This window comes from Pseudomonas sp. BJa3, assembly GCF_026343815.1.
GTDB classification, from domain to species: domain Bacteria; phylum Pseudomonadota; class Gammaproteobacteria; order Pseudomonadales; family Pseudomonadaceae; genus Aquipseudomonas; species Aquipseudomonas soli.
Genome location: NZ_JAOXMC010000500.1, coordinates 1 through 241, shown reverse-complemented (window position 1 = coordinate 241; position 241 = coordinate 1). Strand labels below are relative to the sequence as shown.

1 protein-coding gene is annotated in these 241 nt (G+C 67.6%); it reads left to right on the top strand.

Going from position 1 to position 241, the window contains the following annotated elements; genetic code table 11:
• Positions 1-241 (top strand): GGDEF domain-containing protein (locus OH705_RS28560; RefSeq protein WP_267303613.1); only part of this gene is annotated, 241 nt, incomplete at both ends.

Here is a 241-nt window from a genome sequence, read left to right as displayed (position 1 = left end):
GACCAGCCTGCACAACCGGCGCTACCTGACCCGCCAGCTGCCTGCGGACATCGCCTATTACCAGCGCATGCCCAAGTTCGCCAACGGCGCGGACGTGCTGGCGTTCGTGCTGCTCGACATCGACCACTTCAAATCGATCAACGACGGCCACGGCCACCAGGCCGGCGACCACGTGCTGCAGACCGTCGCGCACCGCCTGCGCACACTGTCGCGCGACGGCGACTACGTGATCCGCTGGGGC